The organism is Paenibacillus sp. FSL R10-2199 (assembly GCF_038000235.1).
GTDB classification, from domain to species: domain Bacteria; phylum Bacillota; class Bacilli; order Paenibacillales; family Paenibacillaceae; genus Paenibacillus_AQ; species Paenibacillus_AQ phytohabitans.
This window is the reverse complement of the sequence record NZ_JBBOBO010000001.1, coordinates 3,609,135-3,636,046: the sequence shown is the minus strand read 5'-3', so window position 1 is coordinate 3,636,046 and position 26,912 is coordinate 3,609,135. Positions and strand designations below refer to the sequence as shown.

At 53.3% G+C, this 26,912-nt stretch carries 15 protein-coding genes; 4 read left to right on the top strand and 11 right to left on the bottom strand.

Going from position 1 to position 26,912, the window contains the following annotated elements; genetic code table 11:
* Nucleotides 1-2 precede the first annotated feature (2 nt).
* Entirely contained in the window at nt 3-1,817 is a 1,815-nt protein-coding gene (locus NYE33_RS15565) for a heparinase II/III family protein (RefSeq protein WP_341066499.1), read from the bottom strand.
* Between the two features lie 78 nt (nt 1,818-1,895).
* Nucleotides 1,896-3,038 carry a DUF2264 domain-containing protein gene (locus NYE33_RS15560; RefSeq protein ID WP_042138908.1) on the bottom strand — a complete coding sequence of 381 codons (1,143 nt, stop codon included), beginning with the start codon at nt 3,036-3,038 and terminating at the stop codon, nt 1,896-1,898.
* A gap of 121 nt (nt 3,039-3,159) precedes the next feature.
* Between NYE33_RS15560 and NYE33_RS15555 the strand changes: the two genes are divergently transcribed.
* Nucleotides 3,160-3,996 carry a helix-turn-helix domain-containing protein gene (locus tag NYE33_RS15555; RefSeq protein WP_341066497.1) on the top strand — a complete coding sequence of 279 codons (837 nt, stop codon included), beginning with the start codon at nt 3,160-3,162 and terminating at the stop codon, nt 3,994-3,996.
* 477 nt (nt 3,997-4,473) lie between these two features.
* Here the strand turns inward: NYE33_RS15555 and NYE33_RS15550 are convergent, their stop codons facing one another.
* From NYE33_RS15550 to NYE33_RS15535, 4 genes are all read right to left on the bottom strand, one after another.
* Nucleotides 4,474-11,181, bottom strand: a complete 6,708-nt coding sequence (locus NYE33_RS15550; RefSeq protein ID WP_341066494.1) for an immunoglobulin-like domain-containing protein — start codon at nt 11,179-11,181, stop codon at nt 4,474-4,476.
* A gap of 152 nt (nt 11,182-11,333) precedes the next feature.
* Nucleotides 11,334-12,173, bottom strand: coding sequence for a carbohydrate ABC transporter permease (locus tag NYE33_RS15545; protein WP_081970085.1), 840 nt, complete (start codon nt 12,171-12,173; stop codon nt 11,334-11,336).
* Between the two features lie 15 nt (nt 12,174-12,188).
* A complete protein-coding gene (locus NYE33_RS15540; protein ID WP_231575186.1) occupies nt 12,189-13,079 on the bottom strand; it encodes a carbohydrate ABC transporter permease in 891 nt (296 codons plus the stop codon).
* 169 nt (nt 13,080-13,248) lie between these two features.
* The gene (locus tag NYE33_RS15535; RefSeq protein WP_076244606.1) at nt 13,249-14,592 is read right to left on the bottom strand and encodes an ABC transporter substrate-binding protein; all 1,344 of its coding nucleotides are present in this window, start codon (nt 14,590-14,592) and stop codon (nt 13,249-13,251) included.
* A gap of 274 nt (nt 14,593-14,866) precedes the next feature.
* Between NYE33_RS15535 and NYE33_RS15530 the strand changes: the two genes are divergently transcribed.
* A complete protein-coding gene (locus NYE33_RS15530; RefSeq protein WP_341066492.1) occupies nt 14,867-16,645 on the top strand; it encodes a sensor histidine kinase in 1,779 nt (592 codons plus the stop codon).
* A 550-nt stretch (nt 16,646-17,195) separates the two neighbouring features.
* Nucleotides 17,196-18,827, top strand: coding sequence for a helix-turn-helix domain-containing protein (locus NYE33_RS15525; RefSeq protein ID WP_336100019.1), 1,632 nt, complete (start codon nt 17,196-17,198; stop codon nt 18,825-18,827).
* 106 nt (nt 18,828-18,933) lie between these two features.
* Here NYE33_RS15525 and NYE33_RS15520 read toward each other — a convergent pair whose 3' ends face one another.
* The 5 genes from NYE33_RS15520 to NYE33_RS15500 form a co-directional block, all read right to left on the bottom strand.
* Nucleotides 18,934-19,779, bottom strand: coding sequence for a carbohydrate ABC transporter permease (locus NYE33_RS15520; RefSeq protein ID WP_042138912.1), 846 nt, complete (start codon nt 19,777-19,779; stop codon nt 18,934-18,936).
* Nucleotides 19,780-19,794: 15 nt separating this feature from the next.
* Entirely contained in the window at nt 19,795-20,673 is an 879-nt protein-coding gene (locus NYE33_RS15515) for a carbohydrate ABC transporter permease (RefSeq protein ID WP_042138913.1), read from the bottom strand.
* A 72-nt stretch (nt 20,674-20,745) separates the two neighbouring features.
* Nucleotides 20,746-22,065, bottom strand: coding sequence for an ABC transporter substrate-binding protein (locus NYE33_RS15510; protein ID WP_042138914.1), 1,320 nt, complete (start codon nt 22,063-22,065; stop codon nt 20,746-20,748).
* A gap of 655 nt (nt 22,066-22,720) precedes the next feature.
* A complete protein-coding gene (locus NYE33_RS15505; RefSeq protein WP_042138915.1) occupies nt 22,721-23,833 on the bottom strand; it encodes a response regulator in 1,113 nt (370 codons plus the stop codon).
* On the bottom strand, nt 23,811-25,643 hold the full coding sequence (locus NYE33_RS15500; protein ID WP_341066488.1) for a sensor histidine kinase: 1,833 nt from the start codon (nt 25,641-25,643) through the stop codon (nt 23,811-23,813). The genes NYE33_RS15505 and NYE33_RS15500 overlap by 23 nt, the downstream gene beginning before the upstream one ends.
* Before the next feature lie 192 nt (nt 25,644-25,835).
* Here NYE33_RS15500 and NYE33_RS15495 point away from each other — a divergent pair, with 192 nt between their 5' ends.
* Complete coding sequence (locus tag NYE33_RS15495) at nt 25,836-26,822, top strand: LacI family DNA-binding transcriptional regulator (RefSeq protein WP_341066486.1); 987 nt, start codon at nt 25,836-25,838, stop codon at nt 26,820-26,822.
* Nucleotides 26,823-26,912: the final 90 nt, after the last annotated feature.

Genomic DNA, 26,912 nt, shown 5'->3' with positions numbered 1-26,912 from the left:
CTTCACAGAAATTGAAAAGTGAATGCTAATGTTCCCTCCGCCTCCGGCTGAAGAACATGGAAGTCCAGACTATGCCACAGTGTCTCCTGGCCATAATGATCCCGGTACACCTGCGCGGTAATCTCCGGCCGGACTGCCTCAGGATCATAAGTGACCTCGACACCGTGACCCGCCGCAGTGCCCGGCAGCAGTACGCTGCCCGGGTGAAGAAGCTTAGGCCTGCGCCAGGTTACAAACCGTTCCGTCCAGCTCGCCGGAGCTCCCTCATACCGGTAGGTGTCTGTCAATTCCAGACGTGGCAGCTCCTCTTTGTGCCAGACCAGCGAACGCACCAAGGACTGCAAGCCTGACACCGGATAAGCCTGCGCCATCTCCAGCGTCAGCTCATCCTTCTCCGCCGCCGCAGATGCATGCAGTACTGCCGTGCTGAACTCCCGCCCTGCGCCCTGGTACTGGCCGTTGATGATCGGCACTGAATGTCCCTGTGATCCATTGCAGTCATAGCTGTAACGTCCGGCACCGAAATAATCAGCGGTATATTCTCCGCTGCCCAGATCGGAAGCGTAGATCTCTCCCCGGCCGCTAAGAATGAAGTGGCCCAGATCATTATGATTGTGCGGCTCATCATTGTGGCCGGCTTTGGCGGCGAACCCGAAGGAGCCTGCTGCCGGCACATGACGCGAGACAATCCAAGCGGCATCGGGAAGATAGCAGCTCGCAGCCTCCCAAGCCACATTCTCCCGGCCGGCTCTGGTCCAGATCAAATTACGCAGCGCCGGTGCGAAGCGGCTGCAGTGATCTTCAGTGAACGGCGCACGCAGAGCGGACGGCGGCCGCAGGACATCCGCATAGGCATCCGCCAGATAATGGGACAAGCCCATATGCACACGTACCTGAGGCACCGAATCCGAGAAATTGGCGACATGACTTTCGTCAATGAAGCATTGTTGCTGGAAACGGGCAATCTGCGATACCTTCTCCCGCTTGAACCAGTCCAGCCTGCCTCCGGTTCTTGCCCGGAGCAGATCGCTATAATAAGTGAAATAGCCAAAGCCATAATTCCAGTAGCCCAGCCCCTCCAGACAAGCGCCGTCGTCCCCGAAGCCTTCCAGATAATAGCTCATGCTGCTCTCTGTCTTCAGCAGAATATCCGTCAGCATGGCCGGTTCCTTCACCAGCAGCAGCGCAGCTGCCCCAATCGAGCCCGCACAGACTGCCGCCCAGTTATGGCGTGATGTCTCCCAGAAATATGGCCCCTGCTCAAGAAAAGGCCGGAAGATTCTGCGCTCTACCTCATGCCGTATCCGGGACTGGAGCAGCAGCGGAAGCCGGTCCCCCAGCAGCAGTAACACTTCACTTAAGGTGAATCCCGTCTCGGAGGAGAACAGGTCAATATGCCGGCTGATCTCAGCAGCGTCATGGTCTGCGGGAAGATGGGCCGGAAGACACCAGGTGTACTCATCGCAGATGACCCAGAGGATATCCTCCAGCTTCTCCAGAGCCCCCGTATTATCCGGCTCCAGCAGGCTTAGGAATGCATAGGTATTCAGTCTTCTTCTCCGTTCGAAATAGACCCGTTCATATTCCAGTCTCGAGCCTGTACGCGCAAAAATAGAAAATAGCGTATACGTCAGCGCGGATATAGGCTGACCGTCCAGCCTCTGCGCCTCTGCGCGAATCTCGCTAATGTCTGCCTGTAATCCTCCGGATGATAACGCCCGGGTCCAAAAACCCGCCGAATCTCCCTGCGGATAATATAAGCTCCAGTCCGCCGGTTTCATGTCCTGCACAATACCGGCAAGCTCCTGTCTGTTCATGCCCTCTTCTTCCTCCTTATCGGTGCTCCACCCTGATTAGTGCCGCACCTCATAATCGTTAAAGCGGCTGAACACCCGCTATTCCAGCGCATGATCCCGCATGACATTCTCACCGTCTGCTATCCTCAGCGCAGTCCATTTCAGCTCTTCTCCCGACCAGAAGGGATCGGACGGAAGCAGCCCCAGCGGAAGGAATACGGCAGCGCATAAATAGAGGCTGCCCGTATTGATGTAGCTCTCCGCAAGCTCCGGCTGATAGCCATAGATCCCCGGCCGCAGCCAGCCTTTCTCATCCAGCGTACCCGGAGCATTCATGATCCGCTCTATCACGGCAGTCAAAGCGCAGCGTACCTGTGCCGGAGGCAGTGCCTCCTCCAGGAAATGCTGCAGCGCCGCCTGCGACAGCAGCTGAAACGCACCGAAACGGTACACAATCGAGCGCCCGAGGAACGGATAGGTGCCGTCCGGTGCAATGCTGCGTTCAAGCACTGAGGCATATCTCTGTGCCCGTTCCATAATCACCGGCTTAAGTGCAGCATATTGCTCCGACTCCTGTTCAAAGATGGCCACGACATCAACCAGCATCGGCTGGATCACGAAGCTGTTGTAATAATCCCAGTGAAAATCCTTGCCATCCCCGTAGACACCATCGCCCTTATACCAGTCCATGAACATATGAACCGCATAACCGACACGCATCCGGTCATAGTCGGCATCGCCCAGTATATATAAAGCCGCTTCCACCATTGCACTGAACAGCAGCCAGTTGCTGCCGCTTGGAGCCGTCCGGCGCGTCTGCTTCAGCGCTGCAATTAAATGGCCTTTGACCCGCTCATCCAGCCGGCCTGTAATCGCTTTCGGTGCGCGCACCAGCGCGTGGGCCAGGAAGGCGGCATCGACCAGCGGCTGCCCTTCCGTCTTGAACTCCATATAGTCAGGCGACTGCGGATCGACAGCTGCACCGATAGCCTCCAGCATCAGCGCGGCATAACGGGCTCTAAGCTGTTCTTCTTCTCCTTCAAGTCCTTCAAGCTCCAGCCAGGGGGCCATCCCGCAGGCCAGTCTCGCAAAAGCTTCCAGATGGGCAAACCGGCTCCGGTCACTATGAAACTCCGTAGGCAGCTGCTCTTTCAGCTGCCGCTTCGCTAAAGCCTCCAGCACCGGTCCCCCGATCAGCAGCATCGTATCCAGCCAGTATTTTCGCTGTTCCTTACCCTTCATCTACAATTCCACCCTTTCAGGTATTCTTCTTCTCTAGTGTAGTGTGGTATTATTGCAATGTCTTTGCGAATAATGATGTTTTATTGCGTTTGTTGCGATCAATCTGAAAGGGGCAATGACTATGAAACATGCCCGTTATCATCAAACATTCAACGGCGATATTCTGGCTGGTATCGGCAATTCCCCAATCTCACCGACAAGGGATTTCCATATTCATGACCACTACGAAATCTTCCTGTTCCTCGGCGGGAGTGTGAACGGATTCGTCGACCAATACAGCTATCCGCTGGAGCGGGGCAATGTGCTCCTGTTCAACAATCACGAGATTCACAAAATCATCAATTTGTCCCCGGAGCCTTACGAACGGTTGACGATTCATTTCAAGGCGCCGCTTATCTATCCTTTCTGCACAGCCACCACCAATCTGCTCGCCTGTTTCCAGAACCGTCAGCCCGGTGAGCATAATCTGGCCCGCATGGATGAGCCGCTGCTTACCGAGTATATGACACTAGCTTCACTTCTGATTGTGGCACTGGAGAGTGAGCAATACGGCAGCGAAGTGCTGGCTCTGACTTACCTGATTCAAATTCTGGTGATCGTCAATGAGCTGTACAGCCGGACCCGCTCCGCCGTGCCCAGCATTATTTCCTCGCATATTCAATCGGCTATGAGTTACATCGACAACCACCTGCATCTGAACCTCTCGCTCGAGCACATAGCCGGGGAGCTGAACGTTGATAAATACTATCTCAGTCACCTGTTCAAGCAGCAGACCGGCGGAACCATCTACCGTTATGTCCTGCTCAAAAAAATAGCCTTATCCAAGCAGCTCTTGGCCGCCGGAAACTCCGTATCCGATACCTGCTACCTGTCCGGCTTCAATGACTACGCCAACTTCATCCGCACCTTCAAGAACATCACCGGCATCCCGCCCGGCAAATATGGTAAAAAAAGCTGAGGCCCCCCTTATGACGGAGCGCTCTATTGAACTAAGGGTACGCTGGCTGGCGGAATTAGAGGGATTTATCCCTCTGATTTCCTCGTTCTGCCCACTTCTGGTGGATTTAGTGGGATTTATCCCTCTGATTTCCTCGTTCTGCCCACTTCCGGTGGATTTAGTGGGATTAATCCCTCTAATATCCTCGTTCTGCCCACTTCCGGTGGTTTTAGTGGGATTTATCCCTCTAATATCCTCGTTCTGCCCACTTCCGGTGGTTTTAGTGGGATTTATCCCTCTGATTTCCTCGTTCTGCCCACTTCCGGTGGATTCAGTGGGATTTATCCCTTCCATTTCCTCATTTCCGGCCAACCAGGCCGAATCTGATGGATTTATCCCTCTAATCCAGGGGTGTCTAGAAATTGAGGGCAAATTTCACATTCGTATAAAAAACCTGACAGCCCGCTACGCGCAGCTGCCAGGTTCTTTGAGTACCTCTTACAACTGTCCCAGCAGATTAGCGATGACTTGCGCACTCTCGGCGCGGGTCATGCTCTCCTGCGGAGCGAATTGCTGATTGCCGCGGCCCTTGATCAACCCCGCCTGTCCGGCGATGCCGGCTGCGTTCTTCGCCCAGTCATGAATCAGGGCGTAGTCACTGAACGCTCCGGCAGCTATATCCTGGCTTGCATTGCTTGCATTGCTTGCATTGCTTGCATTGCTTGCCTGGCTTCCCTGCAAGTACTCATAAGCGCGGACGATCATGACCGCCATTTCCTCACGGGTAATGCGCTCATCCGGAGCGAAGGCATCCTTGCTGCGTCCGAGTACGATCCCCGCTTCATTTACAGCCGCAACAGCTCCGGCATACCAGGACTTGGAATCCACATCAGCAAATGCCGGTGTGCTTCCCGCCTTAAGGCCAAGCGCACGTGTAATCATAGCGGCGAATTGCACCCTGGTTACTTCACCTTGCGGATTGAATTCTGTAGCCGAAATGCCCTCGATAATATGCTTCGCAGCCATGGACTTAATGACACCGGCCGCCCAGCTGCTGCTGCTGACATCCGAGAAGCTCTTGTCATACTCCAGCACTGCATACTGGCTGAAATGCTGTACATCGGCGGTAAATTTACCGTCAGCCAGTGTACCGCCCATGTATTCAAGGGCACCGCTGGCAGCAATATAGTAGACGCCGAGCAAGCTGCGGTTCGCATTAGGGTCTACAGTGAATGTAAGGGTCAGCGGCTTGTCAAAAGCAGTTACCGGCACGGCCGTGCCGTCCGCAGCAACTACCTCCAGACTGAAGCTGATTACATCACTTGCCGCCGATAGCTGAACAGAACTGTTGACAGCCGGATTGTTCATCAGCTGCTCCGCAGCAGCCTTCGCAGTCTTCACGGCTGAAAGCTTAATTCTCGCCCCCTCCGGTTGTCCTCCGGCACCCGCAACCTTCTCCTGAATGCTCTTCAGCAGTTCCGGAGTCAGATCGACCGCAACCGTACTCCAGGCGAGACGCAGGGTATTCTCTCCTGTAATTCCCGATATTCCTGCCGGAAGCAGCACGGATTCTGTAGCATCACTGAGCTGAACCGTTATTGTCCCGCCTGCCGGAGCCGCGAAATCACCAGGGGCAAGAACCTTCTCGGTCTGTGGCTGGGGCGCCGGTGACGGTGTAGCCGCTGGTGTTGGTGCTACCGTAGACACTGGCGCATCCGTAGGGGCCGGTGTTGCCGTTGGTGCAGTTGTCGGCTCCGGTTCCGGCGTCGGCGTAGGTGTTGGTGTCACCGGCGGCTGTTCTGCTTCGCCTACAGTCACCGTTCGGGTCACCTCAGCAGCTGCGTTGCCTGCTGTATCCGTCACATTATAATGGTACAAATAGGTGCCAGCAGCCGATGTATCCAGCGTCAATACTGACTCCCCATCCTTCGTAATCGCCGCCACGATGCGCTCCGTAATGTCGCCGTCGCGGTCATCTGCCGCAGTAGCTCCGGCATCGGTATAGCTTGCGCCATTCTCCAGTTGAACGGATTCTTCCCCAAGCAGGGTTATCACCGGCTTCGTTACATCCGGATCAATGGCAACCACTACGGTTCTTGTTACTTCCTCCGCTGCATTCCCTGCGGTATCACTGACATTATAATGGAAGGTATAAATATCCTCTACCGCCGTATCCAGCTCTGTCAGGCCGTATACTTCACTGGTCACTGTTGTAACGATACGGCCAGTTATATCGCCGTCCTGATCATCAGCAGCCGTTGCACCGGCATCCGTATATTCCGAGCCAACCGGCAGATTAACTCTCGCCTCGCCATTCAGGGTAATCACCGGCAGATCGGTATCCGGTACCGGCAGCGTAATTGCTCCGCTGGCCGAGCTATCCGCCTTCGCCTCTCCCTTGCTCAGCGTAACCGAGAAGGTGAAGCTGCCATCCTTGTCGTCTGCTGCTTGCTGGAAAGGCGACAAGGTAATGTCACCCATGGTAACCCCGGTTTCACTGAAGCCGGGCAAACCGCCGATGGTCTGCTCCAGCCAGGCCTGAACAGCCTCTTCGCTGTTTGCCGTTTCCTTCCCTACATTGTAGGCTGCGCCTTCAATAATGCTCTTGGCTTCATTGACTGCCTGCTCATTGGCAACGCTAACCTTATCTCTGGCTACAGCTACATAGCTGATTACTGCAGCCTGACTGAACGTATTGTACACTGAATAGGTCACGGTACCGCTCACCGGCAGCGTGAAGTCATGATTGACCGCCGTACCCGCAGAACCTGCAACCAGGCCGGTACGAACCTTCTCAGATACGGCTTTCCCCTCAGCATCAGAATAGCTAAGTGTAACATCCATCGTCCGGCTGCTGTTGCTCCACCAGTCCAGATGATAGGACGTAATCGTATATTTCCCTGCATTCAGAGGCAGCTTGTAGACCAGAGGTGTATTCTTCGTATTGGAGCTGTATACTCCAGTCTGGGCTTTGTCTGTAGCAACTACTGCTCCGCCAAGTCCCTTTGGACTGTAGTTAGCCGTAATGTTGGTATGTCCCCAGACCGTATCCCCTGTCGACAACTGATCCGCCTTGTCATTCAGCAGGCTGTCCCCGACGAAATTCCTGATGGTTGTAAATGGCGGTGTTACCCCGTCAGCGGAGACACCAGGGTCCAGGAAATATACGAGACCAGCAGGCACCACTTCCACATACGCTATTGTCTTCAAATTTCCGAAAGTACCGGTTACAGCTACCCGCTCATATGGAGTGTCGAAGCTGACTGCGTCTACATTCCATTTCACAGCCACCTGCACCTTGCTGCCGTCAGCGCGCGTTGCTTCCAGCTTGGCCGGCAGGTTAGGCTTCTTCCCGGCATAAGTAGCCGTATCCTGAGGAGCGGCAAGTTCCCTCACATCGCCTACAACCAGCCCGATATAGGCAGATGTCAATCGCGCTTCCAGCTGCGCTGCTCCTTCCTGGTCCAATCTGTACAGCACGGGATTATTCAGTGCTGCCTCAGCTGCACCTAGCGCATCTGAGAATAACTTCCAGTCATTCTCCGGGAATACATCCTGCCGTGTGATTTCCTGCGCGTCCTTCACGGCCTGCTGAAGCGCAGCAGTGTTCACGTTACCTGCAGCTCCAACGGCGATAACCCCCACAGAATCCACAGCTAATGTCCCGCTCAGCACCTTGATCTGGACCGTGTGCTCTCCGTATTCCAGCCCGCGGAGCATGAAGGTCTGGTACAGCTCCTTCGCTGCTGCAGCAGCGCCCGAGAGCACTACAGTCCGGCCGTCCACGCTCGCTTCCAGCTTGGCTGAGCCGTCGTTCTGGCCCAGAATATCGAGTCCGGTGCCGGTAAATGTGTATTTCAGTACCGCACCCGCAGCCTGACTGGTCGAAAGGGAACGCTGGTACACATACATCCCTTTGCCATTCTCATGGGCCCATGCACCCTCGTAAACCAGCTTGGATTGCGGAACCGCAGCCAGATCGTACATCTCCAGATTATCCAGCAGCTCTGAATAATAAGGAGTATAGCCGTCTACCTTCTCCACCTTCAGATTGTCGAAGCGGACATGATAGAAGCCGCTTGCCAGCTGTACACGTCCTGACAGCTTCGGATTCGGGTCCGTATAGGTTGTAAGCTCAACATTATCCAGATAGGCAGTGATTCTATCACCTGCAACCTGAAGAGCAATGTTATGCCATGCGTTATGTGCGGTATCGTAACCCTCAAGCTTCACACCGCCGGTGCCTGTAGCGGCATTGCCGCTGGCGACAACAGTACCGCTGGACAGCAGCTGCCAGCCGCCGTCGAACCAGAACTTCAGTGCGTATGGCGTTCCGCTTAGCGTCTGTGACCCGCCCTGATAGCGGGCTCCGACTGCTGCGTAATTGTTGCCGCTGTAAGTGCTGTTCTGCTCAAAAGACACATCGGCACTGACCTTATAGTTGGTCCAGCGGTTATCACCGATTGCTGTGACCGGGTCTCCACCGTTCCAGGCACCGCCAACTCCTGTAGTAATCTGGTCCAGCTGCTGGCGCAGGACATAATTATCCGTATCGCCGATACGATACCCCTCGAAGGCACCGTTAAGGTCCTGGGTATAACGCGGAATGACGCTCTGCTCACCGCCGCGGGAGCTGACATAGCTCTGCTCGCCGGCAATCACTCCGTCTTTGCCGATGACGGGAACGGTTTTGCTGCCGTAATTGAAGTCATCCGCATACAGAATTCCGTCTTCCGTATTCTGTACGGAACCTGTTGCATCGGTATCAAGCACCGTACGTTCTCCCTCAACCGGAAGCGGTGCGGGTGACTCTGCTGTAGCGTGATTATCCAGTGTGCTTACAGTTACAATCGAGAACGGCTTCACTCTCACCGTGTATACACCGCTGCCGTCTGCAGCCGCATCGCCTAGATATTTCATATAATTGCTGTTAAAAGCCTGACCCTCATCAGCTGCACGGGTCTCCCATACTTCAAGGGAAGGGTTTCCTGTATAGCCCATGTTCACCGCCTGAAGCTTGAAGATCTTCTCATACTCGCTGTCATTGATGATGACTGTCGAGAAATCCTGCTTGCCCGGAGCAGCAAGTGTCATGTAGCTCGGAGTCCCGTTCCGTCCGCTGACCGGGTTCGTGCCGGATGCTCCGGTGTAGCTGGCCTTGGGCACCGCTCTCCAGACTCCTGCTGTATTATCCCCATTCTCCCAGCCCGTCTTGGCAAAACCGTTGAAATGCTGGAGAATAACCAGCCCTGCGTCATAGTGTATGAAGCCCGACCACGGGTCCCGCGCGCTGACCAGCTCCTTGAAGGAATACTGTCCGCCTTCATAGAAAGAGCCGATCGCCGGCTGGTAGATGAAGTGTGTCCGGCGGGAATTCACGAAGCCCTTAATGATGGTATTGCCCATCTCCAGCGGACCGCCGGTGCCTCCGATCCCCGTTCCGGCCGCTGACGGGTCCTTCATATTGTTGTTCGGGCGGAAGGCCGAGTTGCTGAAGGTCGCCTGCGCCTCACTGTTCCAGATTTCCTTGTCGAATTCTTCGGCCAGCCGTTTGAAGTTGCCTTTGCTGTCATCATCGGTGTTGTAATGATATCCGGCGGCCGTTACCGCCTCCCGCAGCGAAAGATCGCTGACCATAGCATCGCCGAAGGTGCCGATTCCGACCTCGTCGGAAATAATCAGCTTGATGTTGTGATACAGCGCTTCCTCCTCAGTGCTCTCGAAGCCTACAGTATCCGCTTTAACCTTGGCGCTGTATTGCTTGATCCAGTTCAAATCTGATGCATGCTCATTGACATCGGGATTGACGTAATCGACCATATAACCGTATTCACGGTAAGCGGCCAGAATCGTATTTTTGTACCATGTATAAATTTTATCGTTGTTATTATTGGCCCAGGCTGGAGCATTCCAGCGCAGGAAGCTTACCTTAACCGCAGGATTGATGGCCTTGGCATCGGCCGCAAGCTGGAAGCCGGGATGCCGGGTAACATTGGCCTCTTCATTCTCCGTACGCATCGTCGAAGGGTCGGGACCTGTCGAGTTATTGCGGTCATTCCCCATCTCAATCTTGACATGGTCGATCAGCGGACGGTCGCCGCCGAACAGGACCTGCAGCAGCTGCGCATAAGCCTCTGGCTGCTCAGACTTATAGTCCATCAGCAGGGCGCTGGTACTGTTGCCGCTCAGCACGCCGAAGCCTTTGAACGTCAGGCCGTTAACATTGTCTTCCTTAATATCGTTGCCGTCGAGCAGAACTTTGACCGTAGAGGCTGCGGTCTGCCGGGCATCATCAAGCTCTTGCTTGATCGCACCTTCGGCAATAGCGAACCAGCTCAGGATCGGCTTCTCACCGGATACAGAAGCATAGGTCAAGGTCATAGGACTGTTAGTATCAATATCCCCGGGAATGGTGAATTCACCGGAAATAAACTTGGTCGTAGAGGTGTCAAATTGCGTGAACGTGATCGTCTTGCTGTCCCCGGCGGTATTCTTATACTCCAGGTGCGGCTCTATCCCGCGGTTGCGCGTGCCGGAGTACCATTCATAGAAACCGCTGCTGAGTGTATAAGTGCCCGCATTAAGCGCTTTCAATTTATAAACGATATGACTGCCGGACGGATCTGCCCGCAGGCCAACCTTCCATATGGACGGTTCCGTCGCCGGATCGGCAAGTCCCCCGTCTTTGGAGTTCTTTACCTTATTGCCGGTATCATCGAAGCCCCAATCCGTTGTTCCGCTGACATATTTCTGATCCGGTAACCCGTTAAGCAGGCTGCCGCCGGATAATATTTTGACCGCTTCGTACAGGGGAGAAGCTCCAGGAGGATTCCCCAAGGAATCGCCGCCTCTGCCGCTGTCCACGAAGTAGACGAGCGGACTATCAGCCGGCGGAATCACTTCCACATTCGCCACCACCGGCCCGCCGTTCGCGGTTCCGTTCACGGTTACGGTGTCATACGGCACATCAAAGGTATCTTCGCCAATGCTCCAGTTCACAAGTGCACTCTGGCCGCCAACATCGACGCTTGCCGGCAGAGTCGTACCTGCCGTTGTCTTTGCCCCCATATAGGCCGCTGCATAGACCGTATTTACAGTAGCAGCAGATGCGGCCGGCATACCTAGTGCCGGAAACATTCCGGCTACAAGCGCTCCTGACATCAACACTGAGAATAGCCTTTTCTTGACACGGGTTGTGCTGTTCATTCATTCATCCTCCTCTTGTTCAAATGAGTAAGCGCATTTACTACGTTGTTATAAGAATAATTCCTTGGACAGACCTTTGCCTTACCTCCATGATTGGTTATAAAAAACCCGGCAGCCACGAAAAGATGCAACTGCCAGGCGCGTTACTTGTTCTAGCCTTTAATCCCCGATGCTGCAACACCTTGCACGAAGTACTTCTGCAGGGCCAGGAATACAATTACTACCGGAATGATAGAAACTACGCTTGCTGCCATGATCAGCCCGTACTCCGCAGAATATTGCGAGATGAACATCCGCAGACCGATCTGAATGGTCTTAAGCTTCGTATCTGTCAGATAAATCATTGGCCCCAGGAAGTCATTCCAGGTGGCAACGAAGGTGAAGATGGTGAGTGTGGATAACGCCGGCTTGGACAGCGGCAGCATGATTCTTGCCCAGATGCCGTATTCACTGAGTCCGTCGATCCGGGCGGCTTCACATAATTCATCAGGTACTCCCTGATAGAACTGGCGCATCATGAACACACCGAATGCCGAGAACGCCTGCAGCAGAATGATCGCCAGGTGGGTATTGTTCAGTCCCATGTAACGCATCAGGATGAACTGCGGTACCATGTAGGCCTGCCAAGGGATTGCAATCGTTGCGATATATCCCAGGAAGATAAAGTTCTTGCCCCGGAAATGCAGCTTCGAGAACGCATAGGCCGCGAAGCTTGAAGTCAGCAATTGCAGAATCGTTACGATAATCGATAATTTCGCAGTGTTAAAAATAAACCGTCCGAGCGGAATCCGCGTCCAGATATCCGTGAAATTCTCCCAGCGCGGATTCGCCGGAATCCACTGCATCGGGAAGGAGAAGACATCCTTGTTAAGCTTGAGCGAGGAGGACAGCATCCATATATACGGAACCAGCATCGCCAGCACGGTCGCAAACAACAAAATATACACAAGAACCATAAGGCTGATTCTAAGTCCTTTACTTTTTCCAACCATATCTTTTGAATCCTCCTATTGTCCGTATTTCTTCTCGCCGCGGAACTGGACGATGGTGATGCCAAGTACCAGCAGAAAGAGTACAATCGCCATTGCGCTGGCATATCCGTAATCAAGTGAACGGAATGCCGTATTGTAGATTTGATAGACCATAACCCTCGTAGAGTCGTTGAGCTGGTTATCGGCGCCGGCAAATAGGTTGATAAAGATATCGTAGACCTTGAACGAGTTAATGACCAGAATCATCAGAACAAAGAAGGTTGTAGGTGCCAGCTGTGGCACGGTGACATTGCGGAATCTTCTCCACGGGCCTGCGCCGTCCAGCTCAGCAGCCTCGTACAGCTCAGGGTTAATTCCCTGGAGTCCTGCCAGATAGATAACCATGTAATAACCCATATTTTTCCACACTGTGAAAAGAACTACGGTAAACATGGCCCACTGTTTATCTGCCGCCCAGCGGGGAAGATCCTCCAGCGGGATACCGGTAATGGTATGCAGAATGTTGTTGATCGGCCCCATGGTAGGACTGAAGATGAAGTTCCATACCGCCGCAACGGCTACCAGCGATGCTACATAAGGGAAGAAGAACACGGTTCTCATGAAATTACGGCCCATAATTTTCTGGTTCAGCAGAATAGCCAGCGCCAGCGCCACAATCATGGTCAGCGGTACAACTCCGATGGTGTAGACAATGGTGTTCCACAAGGCTTTGTGGAAGGTTGAATCTTTGAGCAGCCGGGTGAAATTGTCCAGCCCGATGAACTTCATCGGATTGGCCCCGTCCCATTTCACAAACGCAAGGACAAAGGCAAATATCATGGGTACCAGTGTAAACAGGGCAAATCCGATAAAGTTCGGCGCAATGAAGCTGTAGGCAATCAGGTTATCTTTAACCCCTCTTGACATACGTCTTTTTGGGCTCTTATTTGTATGCAATATGGTTTCGTTCTGCATTGTTTCTCCTCCAAACCTTCTAAAGCTTTCCCAAATCTATTATGCGAAGCAGATAGATACTTATATTTTATAAAAGGCGGGCCTTCGCCCGCCCTTATATCCACCGCCCTACTCAGAACGGTTAATTGTTCAAGAGCTCTCCTACACGTTTGTTCATATCCTTCAGGCCTTCATCAATCGAAGCGTTCTTCGTCATGATGTTATCGTGGGCTTCATTCAGGATAACCTCGATATCTGCACTCTTTTCATGTATAGGCATTTCCAGATAAGTCTGAACAGTATTTAGTGCAGCCTTACTGTTCTCGTCTGCAGGGAAACCGTCGATGGAAGTAATGGAATTGATAACTTCATCGTTCTTGATGGCCGGAATGGTTCCGGTAGAAGCAATAACCTTCGCGCCTTCTTCACCGGTTACGAAGTTCATGAACTCCAGTGCGGCTTCTTTGTGCTTCGATTTCTGGTTTACAGCCAGGGAAGTAATCGTACCCAGAGTTGTACCGGCTTCTACACCGTCAGGATGAGGGTATTTCACAATGCCCCATTCTGTTGATTGGGATTCGCCGCTCTTCACTTTCTCGATCTGGGTGGCAATGAACCAGCTGCCCATGTTCATCATGGCAACGGAGTTGTTATAGAATACGCCGGAATAATGCGTGCTGGAGGTCTTCAATGTAGCGTAATCCATCACGATGCCGTCTTCCTGCTCTTTCAGAATCCGCTCATAGGTAGGCTTCAGGAAGTCATAGTTGCCGCCGACCACTGTGTTCTTGCCGTCAAGAATACCGAACAGTTGAACCGCGCTCCGCCAAGTGTGGTAGTGGGCACCGTATACTTTTTCGGAACCGCTGCCGGAGGTCATCTTGCGGGCCAGCTCATCATATTGGTCGAAGGTCATATCGTTGCTCGGGTATTCCACGCCTGCTTTGTCGAACAAAGCTTTGTTGTAATAGACCACCCAGAAGTCACTGCGGAAAGGAAGCGCATACACCTCGCCGCCCACTTCAATCTGCTCTACAGTACCGCCGTATACGGAAGGATCAATGGAATTCGTGCTCATGAAGCTCTTAAGCGGCTCCAGATGATTCTGCTTCACCAGGTTCGAGTAGCCGGGAATATCTTTAATGGTAAGAACGTCCAGGTCTGCACCGCCGGAGAGCTGTGTGCTGAGCATGGTCATATAGTCCGTGGAGCCAAGGTCTACATATTCAATCGTTACATTCGGATGTGCAGCTTTATAAGCATCGATCAGCGGTTTGTAGTAAGCGGTTGCTTCCCAGTCCCACAGCGCCCATTTCAGAGTCACAGGCTCCTGGCTTGGTTCAGCGGAAGCGTTTGCAGCGTTACCCGCCGCAGGTGCGGTTGTTGCAGCAGCTTCATTATTGGCGTTGTTCCCGGAACATCCGGCCAGCATGCTCACGGAGAGCGCTGTGGCAAGGGTCATGCCATAGAATCTTTTTAAGTTCATTTAAATATCCCCTTTTCCTTCTATTGTTCTAGCGGCGACCGGCTTATCCGGCCTTAGTTCAAAGTGTAAGCCTTTTCAGGCGGGATTGGGATGCAATATCAAACACAGATCATTCACTTTTCTGTGCTCTTCTCCCCCTCGTCCGGGTTAAACCTGTAATATCCTATCCGAAACATGTAAAATTCTCAGCTTATACTCCTTGCCCTGTATTGAAACGCAGGAATATGATAAGGTAGATGAAAACGCTTAATATGTTTTCACCATTTACAAAGGAGTGTTCACGACGGTAAGAAAATCTACTATTAAAAGCCGCATCATTCTGCTCATGGCCGTATTCGCACTGCTGATTGCAACGCTGCTGTCTTTTTTCAGCTATGAATTGATTACTTATTATCAGCGTAAAACAACCATACAGGCGACCGAGTTCAACCTGCAGCTGGTATCCCATATTATAGAACAGGATTTGATTGACCTGACGGCCCTGGCCATGACCTGCAGTACGAACTCTTCTACTAATACCCTGCTTACGGAATATTTCGGATCACCGCAGGCAAGCCCTAAGCAAGCTGTTAATGTCTTCAACTCGATGCAGCAGGAATTCCTGAACAACCGCTCCAACAGCTACGCCCGCCGCCTGATTGTTACGGATAGCCACGGAAAGTTTCTTCAGGTGGATAAAACCGGCACCTCCGTTCCGCTTACGATACACAATATCGGGCAGATTACCGGCCTTAGCGAGGATGCCGAGGAGAAATGGGACCGGGTGATCAAGGACCCGCTTTCCACCTCGAATGGAATCCCCTTTGTGTTTCCGATTTACGGCAAAGGGGCAACCCGGGTTGGGACGGTATACCTGTTAGCGAATACCTCTGTCATTACCGACAAACTGAAGGGATACTCCCTGCCGAAGAATTCCCGGCTGCTGCTGACACTCGGCAATCATCATTATCAGCTCATCGGCGACCAGGTCACCGCCATTACGGAACCGTATGAACCGGTGGCCTATACCAATGAAAAACCTGTCGGCCCGCAGACCGAGCTGTCCATGGTCAAGCTGACAAACGATGAAGAAAGCCATATCGTGGTATCTTATCCCGTACGCAGCGGGGTCATACTATCGCAGACTCTTTCGAACGACCTGTTCGCACCTAAGGCAAATATCTGGATTCTGGTCATGCTTGGCGTCGTCCTGCTCGTTATTGTCTTAAGCGCTATCATTACGCTGTATTTGACCCGTACAATCAGTCTTCCGGTGGAGAAGCTCAAGAAGCGCATCGATAAGATTGCCCAGGGTAATTTCCTGATAGACCGCAATATTGAGTGGAAAAGCGAGCTTGGCGACGTCGGACGCGGCATTAACCGCCTGTCTCAGGATATCGTGGCCCTCATGGACAGCCGGCTCGCGGACGAAAAGCAGAAGCAGGAGCTGGAATACCGGATGCTGCAGAGCCAGATCAATCCGCATTTCCTCTACAATACACTGAATTCGATCAAATGGATGGCCACGATCCAGAATGCTACAGGCATTGCGGAGATGACGACCTCCTTGTCCAGACTCCTCCGCAGTATTGCCAAGGACAACCGGCGGCTGATGCCGCTGAAGGATGAGCTAAGCCTGCTGGATGACTATTTCCTGATCCAGAAATACCGCTATGGCAGCACGGTCACCATGGTCAAAGACATTGAGAATGAAGAGCTGCTCACCGGCCTGATTCCGCGCTTCACGCTTCAGCCGCTGGTGGAGAACGCGATCTTCCATGGCATTGAGCCCAAGGGCCGAGGCGATATTGTCATCACGGTCTCCAAAAGCGGATTCGCCGATATCCTGGTCATGATCGAAGACAATGGTGTCGGCATGAAGGAAGAGCAAATCTCCACAATTCTATCCGTTCCTGAGGACGAATCCAAGGGAATGCTGGAGAATGTCGGACTGCGCAGCGTGAATGAACGTTTGCAGCTGGCTTTTGGCGGGAATTACGGCTTGTCTATTGAGAGTGAACTTGGACAATATACCATCATGAAGCTGCTCCTGCCCTTCCTGCAGAGAGAGTAGCTAAGTACAAACTGCGTTACAGTCCCTTTTAGGACTATACCTTATCCGCTCGACGTTGCCCAGTAACAGTAACTGTATATAAAAGTGCTGCTATGCTTAAGCAGAACCGCCCTGGCTGTGAAGCTGGGGAGCTGCTGTAGATTAGGGAACTAGCGGCTGGAGCTGACTGAAGAGCTGACTGCTGACTAAGAGCTGACTGCTGACTAAGAGCTGACTGCTGACTGAAGAGCCGGAAACCAGCGGTTCCCTCAAGCAAGTGGAAAAATGCATCTTAATTGTTCGATTTCGCAGGTTTAGGGGCAATTAAGTGGAAAAATGACATCTACTACTTGAGGTTTCAGCTACTTTGAATGAAATGAGATCATTTAAGTGCTTTTTATCCAACTGCTGTTATTGCAAGGCTCCCTCGCTCATCAGCAAGTGGAGAAAATCCAACTGCTATCATTCCATTCTGGTGTTTACATCAAAGAGTAACAGCTTTGACGTCCCAGTTATCATATGACATATATAAACTCTTATATTTAGCAAACTTAGCAAGGATGTGATGAACGTGATCAAATTATTAATCGCAGATGATGAAGCCCTGGTCTGTATCGGCCTGCAGTCCATGCTGAAATGGGAGCAGTTCAATATTGAGATTGTCGGCATTGCCCACAACGGCGCACAGGAAGAAGAGATGATCGACACGCTCCGTCCGGACATCGTCATCAGCGATATCAAAATGCCGATTAAAAGCGGTCTTGAGGTAGCCGGTTCGGTACGCAAAAAGTACGGCCGGCTGCCGCTTTTCATTATGCTGACCAGCTATGAAGAATTCCAATACGCCCGCGGAGCGATTGAAGTGCAGGCCACGGATTATCTGGTCAAGCTGGAGCTGACCCCGGAGGCGCTGTCTGAATCCATCCGCAGAGCGATTGGCATACTTGAGACTTACCAGGCGATGGAGAGCTACCCGAAGCTGGTCCACCGCGGGAATATCCAGGCCCAGCGCGATAAATTCTTCATCCGCCTGTTCAATAACCTGTTCGAGAACAAGAACCAGTATCTCCTGCAGAAAGAGGATCTGGACCTGGATTTGCCAGGGGCTGCCTATCTCGTCTGCACCTGCCGCATTCTGGGCCCGGATACGGTTCCGCCGCGCGGGGATAAGCTGGTTGCCTTATGCTCCAGCACCGTACAGATGGCTAAGGATACGCTCTCTTCCGTCAGCCCGTGTTATGTAACCAGTCTGGATCTGCGCAATTTCGCCGTGGCGCTGCCGGTCCCGGGCACCGATCCGCGGCTCTGGATGCCTGACATCCAGAAGCTGCTTGGGGACATGGCCTCCGTGCTGCACAACTACTTCAATGTGACGATCATTGGAGCCATCGGGTTCGCCGTCGAAGATCCGTATCTGCTGCGGGAGAGCTATCTTGCCGCCCGGAAGGCGCTGCCGGCCGCGGTTAAAGAGCGCTCCTTCGTCTTCTTCACAGAGGGCGAGGCACTGGCGCAGGAGCATCTGCTGTTCGATTTCTCCGAATCACGTTCGGAGATCCGCCGGGCTTTTGAAGAGATGGATACCCGGGCCTTGTACACCATTATCTCCAGAATGATCGAAATCTTCGACGGCCGGTCCGACCTGCTGGTCCCCGCCACCGATGCAGCCTGCAATATCCTGTATATGGCCACTTCCCTGCTTGCGGACGGGGAGAACATTGTGGAGCAGATATTTGAGAATGAGCCGGAGGGCTACCGGGCCATTTATCAGATGCATACTATAGAAGAAATCGCCGGCTGGCTGATCCAGTTCCGGGACGGATGCTCGAACATTCTTTCCACCCGCAGACAGAGCTATAAGGAGCAGGTCGTGAAGAATGTCCAGGAATATATTAAAAGAAATCTCGGCAGCAAGCTCTCGCTCAATCAGGTGGCGGATGTGTTCAATTTCAGTCCCAACTATCTGAGCCATCTGTTCTCCAAGGTCGCCAAGGTGAACTATGTAGAGTATATCACAGAGATCAAAATCACCGCCGCCAAGGAAATGATGGTCCGCGGGGAAGGCCGGATCTACGAGATCTCGCAGAAGCTCGGCTACGAGAGTGCCTTTTACTTCAGCAAGGTATTCAAGAAGGTCACCGGGCTCTCCCCCCGGGATTACATGCAGCAGATCGAATCAGGTACGGAGGATGTGCGGAGTCATTGAGCTGAACGTGGTTGGGCGGATGACGGATGCCTATATATGCGAAGAGCCCCAAGCAGCCGTTACACGGCAGCCTGAGGCTCTTTTTCACATAATACAATTATCAATATCAACCCTTCACCGCAGACCCAACGGTCATGGCACGCTCCACCTGCTCACTCAGCAGCAGATAGACCAGCACCATCGGAATCGAGGCAATGGTCATTACCGCTCCCATCGCTCCCCAGTCGGTGCTGTATGAGCCCTGGAAGAAGAGCAGGCCGAGCGGCAGTGTCTTCATGTTCTCGTCCGAGATCAGAATGTACGCCAAAGTGAATTCATTCCAGTTGTTCAGGAACTGGAAGATGGCTATCGTAGCGATGGCTGGCAGAGCCAGCGGCAGGATAACCCCGCCGAACAGGCGGTAGATGCTCGCCCCATCAATACAGGCTGCCTCTTCAATTTCCCGGGGAATGCTGACCAGGAAACCATAGAATACCATCGTGGAGAATGGAAGGCCAATAGCAATGTACGGGATAATGAGCGCGCCGAAGGTGTTGGTCAGATGGAAGTCGCGGACCAGGATAGCCAGCGGAATCATAATGACCTGCAGCGGCATGAACATCCCGACAATCATATACGTCCGGACAGCCGAGCGGAATTTCCACTGCATCCGTGCCACGGCGAAGGCGAACATTAGCGCCAGTAAAAGAATGCACAGCGTAGAGATGGTAGAAACGACGAAGCTGTTCATGAAATACCGCGGAATATTGAACTGTGTCCAGGCATTCACGTAGTTCTCGAAACGGAAGTGTGTCGGGAAGCCGAACGGATTGGTCACGAAGATTTCGTCATTATTTTTCAGGGAATAGGAGATCATCCAGAACAGTGGATAAATGGATACGATAAAATACAGCCATAGCGGTATTTGCAGCAGGATTTGGCCGATGGACCGGAATGTAGTTTTTGAATTCATGTCGTTCTCCTTTCCTTACGCGTTCTGTCCACGGTCGAATACCTTGTTAATGACAAGCGTAGCCACAAGTGAGATCATCACAAGCAGAACGGATACTGCGCAGGCATATCCATAATTGCTCTCCATAAAAGCATAACGGTAAATCATGAAGGTCAGCGTATAATTGGTGGTCCCCGGACCCCCATTGGTCATAATTAGCATCTGCACGAATGCCCCGATCCCGGAGGTAATGGCGATGGTGAAGCAGAATTTGAAGGTCTCGCGCATCAGCGGCAGTGTTACATGCAGGTGGGCCCGCCATTTACCGCAGCCGTCAATGGTAGCAGCCTCGAAGTAATCCTCAGGCACAGCCTTAACTCCGGCATACAGCAGGGAGAACTGATAGCCCATGAACTGCCAGGCATTGACAAAAGCAATAGCAATAATAGACTGGGTCGGTGAGCTAAGCCAGTTCTGGCGGTAAGGGATATTCAGCAGCTCGAACAGCTTGTTCACCAGGCCGTTCGTCGGATCGTACATCGCAATCCACAGCTGGCACACTACAGTAACAGACAGCACTACCGGGATGAAATACGCCGTCTTCAGCAGCTTGCGGCCGCGGATCTGCGGATTGGCACAGACGAGCGCCAGGATTGTCCCCAGACCAATCTGGAATACGGCCAGCACAATGGCGAACAGCAGCCCGTTCTTCAGTGAAGTGGATAACAGCGGATCGCTGAACAGCTCGCGGTAATTAGCCAGACCCGTGAAGGCAGCCGTACTCAGCCCATCCCAGTCGTAGAAGCTCCGCAGGACCGTCTGCAGGACCGGATAGATAAGGATGACACTGTATAACAACAGGGCAGGGAGCAGAAACAGCGCCAGCGCCGGTTTGTTTCCCAAGTATTTATTCATGCGGTTCTTCTCCTCCTTGCATCATTACAGCCGGGCCCCGGGGCGAAGGCCACAGAGTCCGGCTGCTACCCTCTATTTATTTTCCTTATCCAGCGTACGGTTCAAATTCTCTACGAACTGATCTGTAGTGAATCCGTCTACCAGCATGTTCTGTGCGTTGTCATTAATCGCATTCTGAATTTGTGTATTGCTCAGCAGCTTCGCGTATTCCTTGGCATTAGGCAGCAGTTCATTGGCAACCCGCTGCATCATGACAGGCACGTCTGAAGCGATTGGCTTGTCGGTTTTTGGTGAAATAATCGGGCTGCCCAGCTGTGTGTATTTATATTCGGCTGATTTCGCTGCCAGGAATGCTGCTACCTTGACAGCCGTTTCTTTGTTGGCACTAGCCGGAGATACGGCATAGCCCTGCGGTGAGCCTGCACCATCAATATAATATTTGGACGCTTCATAGGTCGCTTCGTCCTTAGCCGGCCAGTACATCCAGTCCACCTGGTCGCCCAGCTTCTCCGCTGCGCTGTAGATTTCCCATTGGCCGTTCACGAACATCGCGGACTTGGCTTGATAGAACTGCGAGGAAGCCTGATCATAGTTCGTGTTCGTGGCGTTGGCGTCGAAGAGCTTGGCCTGCTGAAGCTGTTCAAGCTGCTCCGCTGCGGTAACGAACGGCTGCGACAGCTCTGTCATTCCCTGTTCACCCAGTGCACCGAAGCCCTGAGACTCTTCACGGGTCACGAGTCCGTTATAGAAGGCGGCGCTGATCCACTTTTCCTTGGCGAAAATCGACATGGGCACATACCCTGCTGCGTTCAATTTCGCGGCGGCAGCTGCCAGCTCATCAATCGTCTTGATCGGTGTGGCGATACCAACCTCATCGAAGATGGTTTTGTTATAATAGATCAGCTGGAACTCGATGCCGGTATCGGGATAGGCATAAACATGGCCGTCCGGTGCGACAAGGCGCGATTCTACACCCGGATTAAGATTTTTCTTGTACTCCGCAGTAGTCTCATAGTCATCCAGAAGCTCTACATTTTTCGATTTGGCAAAGGTCTGCAGGGTGGCCCAGTCTGTGAAGTAAATATCCGGCATGTTCCCTGTAGCAGCGTAAGTTTTAAGCTTCTGATAGCCATCCTGCACCGCAGGATCAAGCTCAATCTCAACCTCAGGCATTTCCTTCTTCAGCTCTTCCACCGCATAGTCGAAAGGGCCTTTGGTATCATCGTCAAAATGCTGGGCGTATACCTTAATTTTGACTGTACCTCCCTCTGCGGCTGTGTCCGCAGCAGGCGTGTTGTCCGAAGCTGTATTTCCGCCGCCGCAGGCAGACAGCAGTAAAGCCATGGAAAGCGTTATCATTAGTGCGCTTAAACGTTTGTGCTGGACTTTCATAATGTGAATCCCCCTCATGCGAGTATGTTGTCCTAAGACTCTGATCTGCTTGCTACTTTCACATTATATCTTCCCGGCAACGCTTATCTTAAGGCATAAAACGGGCCTTACCCGTAAAAAACGGGACAAAAGCAGCAGAGGCTTGGCCCTCTTCTATAAGGACGGCGCTGTTTCTGCGAGCGGGTGCTTGGTCTGCGGGACTGGCGGGACTGGCGGGAACCTTGGCAGGACTTTGGCGGAGCCCTGGTGAAATTTTGTATAAGCTGGCTGCCAATGGAGCGGACTCAGATTCCGTTAATGGGCCAATCACACCCCATTTCGGGCTCATATGAACAAGATAACGGAATCTCAGTCCGCTTCACTCGGCTTACGACCTATCCCGAACGGCATGCGCATCTTATCCACATTAGAGTAAGATCACAACTCCCCTTCATGCGGAAACGGCTACACCATCCTCCAAGGGGCGGTATCCATTCAGCGTGAAACATATGAATACTGACACGCCAATTACAAAATAACCCCACAACAAATTAATTCTTATATTTGAGAAAAAGCGGTCCCCTGCCGGGAACCGCCTCTGCCGCCCAGCCGGGGCATCCGGCTTAAACGGATAAGAAATTTCGGCCGCCATGGTTTCACAGCTTCCGGTGCACGATTACTTTTTGACCAGCTGCTCGTATTCCGTGGGTGTCACGCCGAAGCGCTTTTTGAAGCTTTTGCTGAAATAATTCGGATCTGCGTATCCGACACTCTCCGAAATATCCGCCAGCTTGCGGTTGCCTTCCAGCAGCAGTATCCGGGCTTTTTTCATCCGGATATGGGTAATATGGTCAACAATCGAATAGCCGGATTCCTTGCGGAAGACACGGCGCAGATAGCTGGAATCCACGTATACACCGCGCGCCACCTGTTCGGCTGACAGATTCTCATCCGCGTAATGCTGTTCAATATAGCTGATCGCTGCGGCAAACAGACTCGACGCCTTGGTCGGCTTCACATCCTCCGTCAGTTGAATCACTCGGCGGTACAGGCCAATCAGCCATTCCTCGGCCTTATCCCAGGAGCCGCATTCCTTCAGCCTGTCATAAGGTGCCTTCTCCTCATCGTTGTTCCATACCCGGTGAAAAGGAAACCCCCGTTCACCCGCGAAGGTTAACACCAGGGACAGAAGCCCCATCATCATCGCATCGGGATATTCGTCTCCCCACTTGCTGCCGCGGAGCTGGCGGATGGCCTTGCGCACCTCCTCCAGGATATCCGCGTCTTTCATCCGCAGTCCCAGCACAATGGTATCACGGATGGAGCTGAGATCTGCCGCCTCTTGTCCCGTCTGGCCTGCCGCCGTTCCGCCTCCTTCAGCCGCCTGCTGCTCAGCCTCCCGCTCACGGGACAGCCCGGGCAGCTTCGTCCGGACACGGGTCAGCATCTCCAGCATTTCCTCTTCGTTGAACGGCTTCAGCAGATAATCCTGCACGCCCGTACGCACCGCCTTCTGCAAATATTCAAATTCGTTATGTCCTGAAACAAATACAATGACAATCCGCTCGAAGCGGTCCTTCAGCTTGCCCGCCAGCTCAATGCCGTCCATAAACGGCATATTAATATCGACCAGCGCCAGATGGGGCTGATGCTTCTCCGCTTCAAGCAGCGCTTCCTGGCCGTCCCTGGCTTCACAGCATACGCGGAACCCGTGCCGCTGCCAGTCCATCTTAAGCCGCAGATAATCGCGGAACAGCGGCTCATCATCAACAATCATCACCTTGTACATCCTGCTCATCCCTCTTTTCATTTGCAAGCATTGGCAGTGACAGCTCTACTACAGTACCTTCACCGGCAGTGCTTCGGACCGTTAAGCCATATTCCTCGCCGAAATACAGGCTTAGCCGCTGGCGGACACTATACGTGCCGATCGACCGGGCCTCGTCCTCCTGCGAACTTCCGGACATGATGGCTGCGGTTCGTTCCCCGTCCATGCCTACCCCGTTATCCGTTACTTGAACAATGACCTTGCCTGCTATAATGCCGGCCTGGATGCGGATGAAGCCCTTGCTCCCTTTTTTCTTCAAGCCATGATATATCGCATTCTCCACAAGCGGCTGCAGCGACAGCTTCGGAATTGGTGTACCGGACAGCTCAGGCGGAATATCGATCTCGTAGCGGAATACATCAGGGTAACGGATCTGCATAATCGCCAGATAATCATCCGTAATCCGCGCCTCCTTTTCCAGAATGATAAGCTCCCTGCCCTTGTTAAGCACCATCCGGTAGAAATCTGCCAGCGCCTTGGTCGTATCCCGTGCTTCCTCATTGCGGTCAAGCTCGTTCAGGACATAAATGGTATCCAGTGTGTTATACAGAAAATGCGGTTTGATCTGCGCGCTGATCAGGGCGAGCTCATACTCCCGCTTGCGGTTCTGTTCCTCAGTCACCTCGTCCAGAAGCTCTCCTACCCGGCCGACCATGAAATTGAACGCCTCGGCAATCGTACCGATCTCATCCTCCGTTCTCGCTGCCGCAACAGGCCGGAGATCACCGCTCACCACCTGGCGCATCGCCCGTGTCAGCCTCTCCAGGGGACTTGCCACCATCCGTGACAGAATGTTGGCCCCGAACAGGGAGAAGACCAGGCACAAGGCTCCGACCAGCGCTGTCAGTCTGACATTCTGCCGTACATCAGCTGTCAGCAGCTTCAGCGAGACGACATTGATCAGCTCCCAGTCCATCCGGCCGTAATGGCTGACCGTGACCAGATTGCCGTTGTCCTTGTACGAGAAGCTTGCCGCGTCCGGCAGACGGCCGTCCTCCCCGATTTCGGCTGCTATCCCCGGCTCCACCGGCTGCAGCAGACTGCTCTTGTCCGCCGCTGCCACAACCCGCTTTTGTCCATCTATGAAATAATAGGCCTTCGGTGCAGCCGGATCGCTGGACTGCAGGAATGCCGACAGCTGTTCCTCTTTTATCATCAGAAACAGGGTGCCCAAGGGCTCGCCGCTGTCAATATTGATGACCATCTTCCCCAGGGTGAGCACTGCTGCAGCCGGATCAGGCGTCAGATAGCTCCGCTTGTCCATATCGAACCAATGCGAGATACCGTAGCTGTCCGCTCCCTTAACCCGCTCCAGCATGCCGCTTGACGCGATGCCTCCCTCATCCCCTCCGGAAGTATAAGAAGGATATACCGTCCCGTCCGTGCCGACGAATACGGCTGCATACACCTCCCGGAAGATTGACAGGTCTGTGGATAGACGGCTCTGCATCAGATTGGCAAAACGCACCCTCTCCAGCGGCAGGGCCTGATCGCCCGGATAAGACTCGTAGAGGCGGTTGATGTTGGTAACCATAATATTGGCCGCAGTCTCTGCGCTGCGGAGGATATAGTCCGTCCGGGAGAGAATCAGCTGGGATTCATCGGCCACATTGCGTGTAGTCCGGTCAATCAGGGAGCGGCTGAATAAATGGCTGGACAGTACGCCCAGAATAAGCAGAGACAGTATAAGCAGCGGCAGAAATATGGCAATTACCTTGCTTTTGAAGCGCAGCCGGCCAAACCATTTCCTGATGAATGCGGTATATTTCAAGCTTGTTCTCCTCCGCCCTCGAATGAATATTCAACATGGTAACATAATCACCACAGGTTTAGAAGCTGTAAGATTCAGCTAAATATCCGGGTTGTAAGCGCCTCTAAAAAGCCACTTGAAAGAAAAGGACGCAGGTGGTAGGATAAAAGCGAAGTTTTAGTAAATATATTAACTAAAAAGGCGTGAAGCAGCTTGGCAACGATTAAAGACATCGCCCGTGAGGCCGGCGTATCCGCCGCCACCGTATCGAGAGTGCTAAATAATGACCTGTCCCTGGCTGTCAGTGACGATACGCGGAGCCGGGTATTTGCGGTTGCAGAGCAGCTTGGCTACAAGCCCTCCCGGTTAAGGCAGCTGAAGCGGGAGACCGAGCTGAGCAGCAAGGCCATTACGCTTCTGCTCTGGTGCTCGGCGGAAGAAGAACGGGAAGATCCGTATTACGGCTCAATCCGCCGCGGGGTTGAGCTGCGCTGCGAGGAGCTCGGGATTGTGCTCGGCCAGACGCTGCGCGGACGTAACCCGCTGCCCCCGCTCCGGGCCGATGATGGACTTATCGTCGTAGGCGGCTTCGACCCCAAGGAATTCGAGAGACTGCATGCCGACAAAAGCACGACCGTGCTGGTTGACCAGTACGAGGAACGCCTGGAGTACGACTCCGTGCGGACGCATTTCCGTCAGGCTGTCGGTCAGGCGCTTACTCATCTGCTAGACCTTGGCCACCGGGATATTGCCTTCATCGGCGGCGGCGGTGAAGGCGAGCGCCGGGCGCATCACTTCAGCCGTATCATGCAGAGCCGGGGGTGTTACGATCCGGGGCTGGTCCTCAAGGGCAGCTGGAGCAGTGCTGACGGTTACCGGATGATGGACGAGCTGCTGGCCGGTGGCAAGCGGCCGACAGCCTGCTTCGCGGCCAGTGATCCGCTGGCGGTCGGCGCCCTCCGCGCCCTGCACGACCACGGCGTGCAGGTGCCTGCAGAGATGGCCATTGTCGGCTTCGATGACATCGAGATGGCCGCCTACGTCCAGCCTCCGCTGACAACGGTGCGCGCCTATCCCGAGCAGATGGGCAAAGCGGCCGTCCAGCTGCTCGCCGAGCGGTTCGAAGGACGCGAAGTGCCATCGCATACGATTATCGGCACGAAGCTGATCGTCAGGGAGACCAGCGGTGGAAGCGCCTGACTAAATTGGCAGGCTGAATCTATGTAAACAGAAACTATATATTGCAGCTGCAATAACGGACCGGATCACCGGCCGCATCACATCCGACAA

Excerpts from the sequence above, each read along its gene's own strand:
- NYE33_RS15510 (WP_042138914.1), bottom strand. The coding sequence starts at position 22,065 with ATGAAAGTCCAGCACAAACGTTTAAGCGCACTAATGATAACGCTTTCC.
- NYE33_RS15565 (WP_341066499.1), bottom strand. The coding sequence starts at position 1,817 with ATGAACAGACAGGAGCTTGCCGGTATTGTGCAGGACATGAAACCGGCG.
- NYE33_RS15545 (WP_081970085.1), bottom strand. The coding sequence starts at position 12,173 with ATGGTTGGAAAAAGTAAAGGACTTAGAATCAGCCTTATGGTTCTTGTG.
- NYE33_RS15505 (WP_042138915.1), bottom strand. The coding sequence starts at position 23,833 with ATGTACAAGGTGATGATTGTTGATGATGAGCCGCTGTTCCGCGATTAT.
- NYE33_RS15535 (WP_076244606.1), bottom strand. The coding sequence starts at position 14,592 with ATGAACTTAAAAAGATTCTATGGCATGACCCTTGCCACAGCGCTCTCC.
- NYE33_RS15520 (WP_042138912.1), bottom strand. The coding sequence starts at position 19,779 with ATGAATTCAAAAACTACATTCCGGTCCATCGGCCAAATCCTGCTGCAA.
- NYE33_RS15555 (WP_341066497.1), top strand. The coding sequence starts at position 3,160 with ATGAAACATGCCCGTTATCATCAAACATTCAACGGCGATATTCTGGCT.
- NYE33_RS15515 (WP_042138913.1), bottom strand. The coding sequence starts at position 20,673 with ATGAATAAATACTTGGGAAACAAACCGGCGCTGGCGCTGTTTCTGCTC.
- NYE33_RS15540 (WP_231575186.1), bottom strand. The coding sequence starts at position 13,079 with ATGTCAAGAGGGGTTAAAGATAACCTGATTGCCTACAGCTTCATTGCG.
- NYE33_RS15560 (WP_042138908.1), bottom strand. The coding sequence starts at position 3,038 with ATGAAGGGTAAGGAACAGCGAAAATACTGGCTGGATACGATGCTGCTG.
- NYE33_RS15550 (WP_341066494.1), bottom strand. The coding sequence starts at position 11,181 with ATGAACAGCACAACCCGTGTCAAGAAAAGGCTATTCTCAGTGTTGATG.